Origin of the sequence: Mycoplasmopsis primatum ATCC 25948, from assembly GCF_000702785.1 — a bacterium.
Classification (GTDB): Bacteria; Bacillota_I; Bacilli_A; order Mycoplasmatales; family Metamycoplasmataceae; genus Mycoplasmopsis; species Mycoplasmopsis primatum.
In genome coordinates this window covers 1-6916 of the sequence record NZ_JNJV01000039.1, presented here as the reverse complement: position 1 = coordinate 6916, position 6916 = coordinate 1, and the positions used below count along the sequence as shown (strand labels likewise).

General features: G+C 26.3%; 6 protein-coding genes and 1 other RNA gene. 3 read left to right on the top strand and 4 right to left on the bottom strand.

What is annotated here, in order from left to right:
• Nucleotides 1–205 (top strand): hypothetical protein (locus T386_RS04630; RefSeq protein ID WP_029513812.1); only part of this gene is annotated, 205 nt, incomplete at its 5' end.
• A 129-nt stretch (nucleotides 206–334) separates the two neighbouring features.
• Here the strand turns inward: T386_RS04630 and T386_RS0103845 are convergent.
• The 3 genes from T386_RS0103845 to ssrA all read right to left on the bottom strand — a co-directional run bounded on the left by T386_RS0103845 (nucleotide 335) and on the right by ssrA (nucleotide 2814).
• Nucleotides 335–1933, bottom strand: a complete 1599-nt coding sequence (locus tag T386_RS0103845; protein WP_029513811.1) for a leucine-rich repeat domain-containing protein — start codon at nucleotides 1931–1933, stop codon at nucleotides 335–337.
• 123 nt (nucleotides 1934–2056) lie between these two features.
• Nucleotides 2057–2335 carry a hypothetical protein gene (locus tag T386_RS0103840; RefSeq protein WP_029513810.1) on the bottom strand — a complete coding sequence of 93 codons (279 nt, stop codon included), beginning with the start codon at nucleotides 2333–2335 and terminating at the stop codon, nucleotides 2057–2059.
• Between the two features lie 83 nt (nucleotides 2336–2418).
• Nucleotides 2419–2814: a transfer-messenger RNA gene (gene ssrA, locus T386_RS04510) on the bottom strand.
• Between the two features lie 92 nt (nucleotides 2815–2906).
• Here ssrA and T386_RS0103825 point away from each other — a divergent pair.
• Nucleotides 2907–5354, top strand: a complete 2448-nt coding sequence (locus tag T386_RS0103825; RefSeq protein WP_051622808.1) for an MAG1360 family OppF-related protein — start codon at nucleotides 2907–2909, stop codon at nucleotides 5352–5354.
• 178 nt (nucleotides 5355–5532) lie between these two features.
• Entirely contained in the window at nucleotides 5533–6039 is a 507-nt protein-coding gene (locus T386_RS04370) for a hypothetical protein (protein ID WP_169734049.1), read from the top strand.
• Nucleotides 6040–6264: 225 nt separating this feature from the next.
• On the opposite strand, the gene T386_RS04625 is transcribed toward T386_RS04370, so the two are convergent.
• Nucleotides 6265–6916, bottom strand: a 652-nt coding sequence (locus T386_RS04625) for a hypothetical protein (protein ID WP_036460096.1), incomplete at its 5' end; no start/stop codon positions are given.

The window sequence follows — 6916 nt, the reverse complement described above, 5'->3', positions numbered from 1 at the left end:
TAATAAAAAATTAAAAGATTATGGTGTTGTTGATGAAACAGTAACAAATTCTAAATTCATAAAAGCAATCGAATCAGCAATAGCCATTTGAAAATATTCAAACGACACCTTAGTTGAAAAAATATATATTAATGATCAAGAAAACAAAACAAACTTAACTAATTTTGAAACATATAGAAGAATAATAAATATGGTATGTAAATAAAAATAACATTTTTTCCTTATTAGACTATAAATAAGGACTAAATGTTATTTTTTGCTTCTGCAACTCGGAAACTCAGGAGACTCAAAATTTTACAATTTCGAGTCTAATTTTTTTGTCCAGTATATAAAACTATTTACTATCATAAGTTTTCAATAAAGAAGCAGAGGAAAGAAGATTTTTTATAGTTTTGTTACCTTCATAAACAACATCTTTGATAGTCTTAGTTTCATCAAAAATCGTAATAGTTTTTAAGTTTTCACATTTGTCAAAAGCATTTAAACTTATTTTTTTTAAACTATTAGGCAAGGCTATTTTTCTTAAACTAACACAACCACTAAAAGCATGATTTTTAATTGTTTTTAAACCAAAAGGAATATTAATGTTTTTTAACTTTTTGCATTCTTGAAAAGTAAATGAACTTATTGTTTTTATGTTTTTAGGTAATGTTATTTCTTGTAAATTGATGCATTCTTTAAATGCAGCTATTCAAATTGTTTCCACACTTTCAGGTATAGTAATATTTTGCAGATTTATACACCCTCAAAGTGCTAATCCAAAAATTGATTTTAAGGTATTAGGTAGAATAATTTGACTTAAATTTTTACAATCTGCAAAAGCAAAACTTTCAATCGTTTCTACACCCTCTGGGATATTAATTTCTTGCAGCTCATGGCATGCTGAGAATATTCCACTACTTATTGTTTTGAGAGTTCTTGGTAGTACGATCTCTCTAAGACTTTTGCAATTAGCAAACACTTCTTTTCCAATGTTCATGAGATCATCAGGTAATGCTATTTTTTCTAGATCAAGACAATATTGGAATGCAGAATCTTCAATTTCACTAACATTTTTCGGAATAACTAATTTTTTTAGTCTAAAACAATCCCTAAATGCATTTTTTCTGATTAATTTTAAACTATCAGGGAGAACAATCTTTTCCAAGTTTTCACAAGACATAAAAGTGTTATTATTAATTTCTTTGATACCATTAGGAATTTCAATGCTCTTTAGATTTTTACAATTTAAAAACGCATTTTCACCGATTGCTTCCATGCGCTTAGGCATAATAACATCTTCTAAATTTTCACAGTCTCTAAAAGCAGAACGTTCTATAATTTCAACACTTTCAGGCAAAGTAATACTTTTTAATTTTTTACAATTAAAAAATGCCATTTTTCCTATTCTTTGTATATTTTGTTGTAATGTAATGCTTTCTAAATTTTCACAATTTTCAAAAACATTCTTATTAACTTCTTCGACATTTTTAGGGATAATAATATTTTTTAAATTTTTGCAGTTAACAAAAGCCCCCATTTGAATTCATTCAATGCTATCAGGTAATGATATAGATGTTAAATTTTCGCAATTAACAAAAGCACCAGTATCAATCATTTTCACGCCGTCTGGTAAAACTATGTGTTTGAGTTTTTTGCAACTAGCAAAAGCTTCTTCCCCTATTATTTTAAGTTTTTTTGAAAATATAACTTTTTTAAGTTCTCAACATTCATAAAAAGCATGAGCATCAATGACTTGAAGGCTATCAGGCATTGTGACACTTTCTAATTTCTTACATTCATCAAAAGCACAATGATCAATTTTTACTATGCCATCTGGAATAATAACTTCTTCAACATTTTTATTTTTAACACCAACTACCACAAAGCCGTTGACTTCTTCATCTCATGCAATTTTTAAATTCTTGTTCTTAAGTATTTCATTTAAAGCCATAATATAAATGTTCCTTTTTATTAAATTTAAACCTTCTGTTTTTATTGATTTTGTCTATAAAACAGTGTAATTTGTAAAATATTTGTATGTAAATAAAAATCACACAAATAGTTTTTTAAACAATTAAAAGCCGATAATTTTGAGGACTAATAAAGTTATGAAACCTACAATTAATCCAAATAATAAAATAACCATAACAGAAGAAATTATTAATTTTCTTTTGTTTTGTCTGTATTTGAGATATGTGTAGTCATTCAAATTTTCAACCGCATCAGATAATAAAAGACCTCTATCAACATCATTTAAGTTAGTTACTTCGTCAGCTGATAAAATTTTGATATTTTTAATTTCTTCTATGGTTGTAAAACCTGTGTCTTGCTGATTGTTTTTTTCCGTTTTCATAATATGAATTTTACATTAATTTAATAGGAAATTAAAGCAACAAAAAAGAGCATGACTGCTCTTTTATGGTGTTATTTAACATATGGTGGAGATGTCGGGAGTTGAACCCGAGTCCACACACCAGAAGTCATATTAGCTTTTTATAGTTTAGTTAAATTACTTTAACAGGAAATTTTTATGTAAAAACTGCCAAAAACTTTATGAATTTTAAAATTCGTTTTATTTACAAACACATAAACTTAATAAAACTAGTCCAAGAAACCGTTTTTATTAAGTTGGACGCCCTAATAAAAACACTTGCTGCTTTTAACTAAGCGAAAGCAAGATTTGCGTTAGCATTTGCGATTGCGAATGCTGGAAGTTCAACATGAACTTCTTCAGACTTTTTGCTTTTTGCATGTATAAAGCCTAGATGCCTTAAGGTTTGCAGACCACTAACTAATATGATACCCAATGCATGTCGAAGCCATTACACCCCCATTAAATATCAGTTTAATTATAAAATATTTTGCTAATTGTGATTCAATAAACAAATTATCAACTTATGATATTAATATAAAATATATTAAATATGACAAGAAACAATAATAAAGAAAAAATAGCCTTAAACATTGACAGTTGTTTTTATCGTCAAAATAAAAACAAACAAGACGTCGATATTAAAAAAATAAAAATATTTGATGGCGAAAAAGTCATTTTTTTAGTTAATGATAAATCATTAAGTTTTTTTAATGACAATTTTTGGGATATTTTAAAAAATAATCCCAATCAATTAGTTTCTTGCTTTGCACAATCGCGCTCAACACCAACAATTAAAAAGTATTTAAAACACAAAAAAACCTTAGAAAAAATCAATTTTTTTAATTTATCAACCGTTGATTCGGCTTATAAAAATATTTCATTGCTTGAGCAATTTTCAATTTTAGACCATAATCATAAAATTAGCAATAGTGTGATGAATTTAATTCAGAAAGCATTAAATAAATATGAATTTATAATTAAAACTTATATCTTCGACTTATTGAAGCAAAAAGTTAATGAGTTTTACAATTTTTTCGTGGATTTTGAAAAAGAACAACAATCTTATATAAAAAAAATTGAGTTAAATTTAAAAAATAAAAATTATATAAAAGCTAATACAGAGTTGCAAAAATATAGACTTATTCAAGAAAAACTTATTACCAATGTATTAACTTTAATTATAGATATTAATAAAAATTTTTGAGACAGATTTTCATTTTTTACTCAAACAATAGCTGATAATGTTGATTATTTAGGACAAAATAAATTAGCTTTGTTACAAGAACAATATAACTTCATGAAGAAAATTAAAGATCCTACAATGATTGATGTTAAAAAAGCATTAGTTATTCGGGACAAATATAAAGGTATTAAAATTCTCAATGAAATATTAATTGAAATAAAAACTAATGCAAAGGAAGAAATTAAATATCTAATTGATAAGTACAGACACCTTCATAAAAACGATTTGCTCAAGGCTAATAATTTTCGCAAAACCACTCCACAACATCAATTTTTGATCAAAAAATCTTTTGTGGAAAGACATATTTATAAACTTATTAAATCGTCTAAAAATAAACTTCGTTTTTTAACAAGCGAAGAAATTGATAACATGAATCATAATTTAAATGTTGAATTAAAACTTTTCATTAATAATAATCTTTCATCTTTAAATTATGCTCAAAAAACTTTTTCTTATAAAAGCATTATTAGAGAAATTGAGGAAAACTTTGATTTTAGTTTGGATTCATATGAGAGTTCATCTTCTAACAGAGAAAAAAATATTAAAGAAAACATTAAAGAAAATTTAGAATCAATTAATGAAATTAAAGACAAATTTTTCAAAGTAAAAGACGACTTTAAATTTGAAAGAATTGTAATGGATATTCAAAATAATATTACAAAATTACAAGGCGAAATTAAGTTTAATTTACAATCAAGTAAAAGGGAATTTGACACTCTTGTAAGCTCACACAAAAAAGTTATAGTAGATTTTGACAAGATAACTGAAAAATTTAATAGGGTATTATCAAGAATTAAACAAATGCCTACTTTCTGAAATTACCTTAAATTAGGCATTTTGCCTCACCATATACAAAAAGATTCCAATTTATATATTTTTCATAAAGAGTTAGAAGAGATCAAACAATTATTTTTACTATTTGCTAAGATTTTTAAAAAATTTGCTTTTACTAAAACATTGCTTTTTAATAGTGGCTTATATACTAAAAAAATAATTAGCGATTATTACTTATTTAGCAGTTTTATAGAGATATTCAACAAATCATCAATTCATATCGAAGATCTTGCTAAACCGATTAAAAAAGTTTCATATATTAATAAAGCCAAGATGGCCTTCATAGGCCAATTAGTTAATAAACCTCGCTTAGTTATTATCGAAGACGACATATCAAAAAACGATATTAATTTAAAGAAAGAGTTAATTAGAGTTATTGGTGAACTATCTAGTTTTAAAAAAAGCAGTTTTGTTTTTATCACAAATGATAAAAGATTATTAGATGAGAAATTTTTTGATTATAGCTTTTTATTTGTTAATAATAAAGAAGTTGAACATGGTGAAATTTCACAAATTTTAAGATCGCCTTTTAATCCAATTGTTAAGGCAAACCTACAAAACTTAAAAACGCCAGACAACAGTGAACAAACTAGCGATTATGTTTTTAGTGATGAAATTTATATTGGCAACAATCATTATTTAATTACTACCTTAAAACATTTTAAAAATTGAACCATAGATAAAAAACAAGATGAAACCGTTGATGTTAAAAATTTAGTTGCGGATGAAAGAGAACAAGAAAAAACACTTTCAACCCAAATTGAAAATCTTGAAAGTCCATTAATGGATGCTGAAACTATGATTACAGATTTAGTAGCTAAACCCTCTGCTAAAAATAAACAATCACAATCATCTAATAAAATATATGATGGCTATTTGAAAGATAACAGCAAAGCAGCTGATAAGCCATTAAAAAAATAGGTATTCTTTTGCTTCTTGACATTCAGCTTTTTAGCATCTATTTTATTCATACCAATAATTATCCCCTATATTTTTTAAAAAACAGGTGGCTCAATTTGTTTGATAATGGAATCTTTTAGAATTTGCAAATAAGCATAGACTGTATAACAAATTTGTATAATTTTAATAGTAGAAAACATTGAGAACAAAGAAAGAATATTTAATGAAAATATATAATACCGACACAAAAAGATGAATCATTTTAAAATGATTAAATGAACTGTCACCTGAAATTTTGTCTGAAAATACTAAATTACAAAAAGCTGTATTTTTTTATGAGATGTTTCAAATGCTAGATGGTAAAGATTACAGTTTAAAATATTTAAAAGCCTACAAAAACGGGCCTATTTTTAGTGATCTTTATGGTGATCTAAGGTACAACAATGATTTTCAAAACTATATTAGATCTGCCCAATGAGATATTCAATCTAAAAATATAGAACTTAATGAATCTAACCTAAGAAAAGCATTATTTATTGTAAAAACTGCCACAGCTAAAGAAGTTTCTGCAATTACTCATAAACTCGATTTATGATCAAATCAATATAAGGATAGTTATAACAAAACCCCAATTACAGAAAGCAATATTACAGAAAAAGATAAACAATTGCTATCAATAATTAAAAAATCAACTCCTGAATTTTAGATGATTTATGAATAGAGAAAATTGAAGATAAATACTTTATTATTGAAAAAAACCTTAATTTAAGCGAAAAAGATTGGGAGAAAATAAAAAAATTAGCAAAATATAAAGAGTTAATTAACCCTGTGTATGTTTTAGGCATTGATACAGATGGAAGATTAATTATTGACTAATGAAATATCTATTCTATTAAAAAAGAAAGCATTGCGCTTTCTTTTTATTAACAAATTAAGAAGTTTTTTCTCTTGGTTTTTCTAATCATTCACCTTTAATACCAGTAGGGGTAAAGTCCTTAGATTTAAGGTTGTATTTACTAATAATATTGCTAATTAATTCTTGATTATCTTTATCACCTAATCAGTTTTCCATAAATGATTTAATTTTATTTGTAGCATATTTAAGTTTAGCCGTAGGGTTTATACCTTCAATTGAAGCAATTTTGGCTAAACCTTTATCATTGTTGTAATAAGTGTTATGGAGAGCGTTTAGGAACTTTGGCATATCGATGTTGATTCTCAATCCAGAGGTAGAAAACGCGTTCTCAGGTCTTAATTTATCGTTTAGATAGTAATCAAATGGTTGGACGACTTGGTTATAGATATGAAGGGCAAGTTTATAGAATTGTCTTTGGTTGGAAGGTTCGCCTTCTGGGGACAAACTTTTTGAGCCTTTCATAAGGGCAATTTCATCTGAAAAGAATTTGTATGGCTTGCCTGCGCCTTCTTCTACTCAGTTAGCATAGTTGGTGGGTTTAAGTAATTCAAGGGCACTGATTTTAAGGTTATTGAGAGTATTTTTGAAGGTTGGGTTATTAATGAGCTCATAGAAAGTTTTTTTATCGTCGTTGAGCATATTCATGAAGTTAAGGTTGAAATCAACT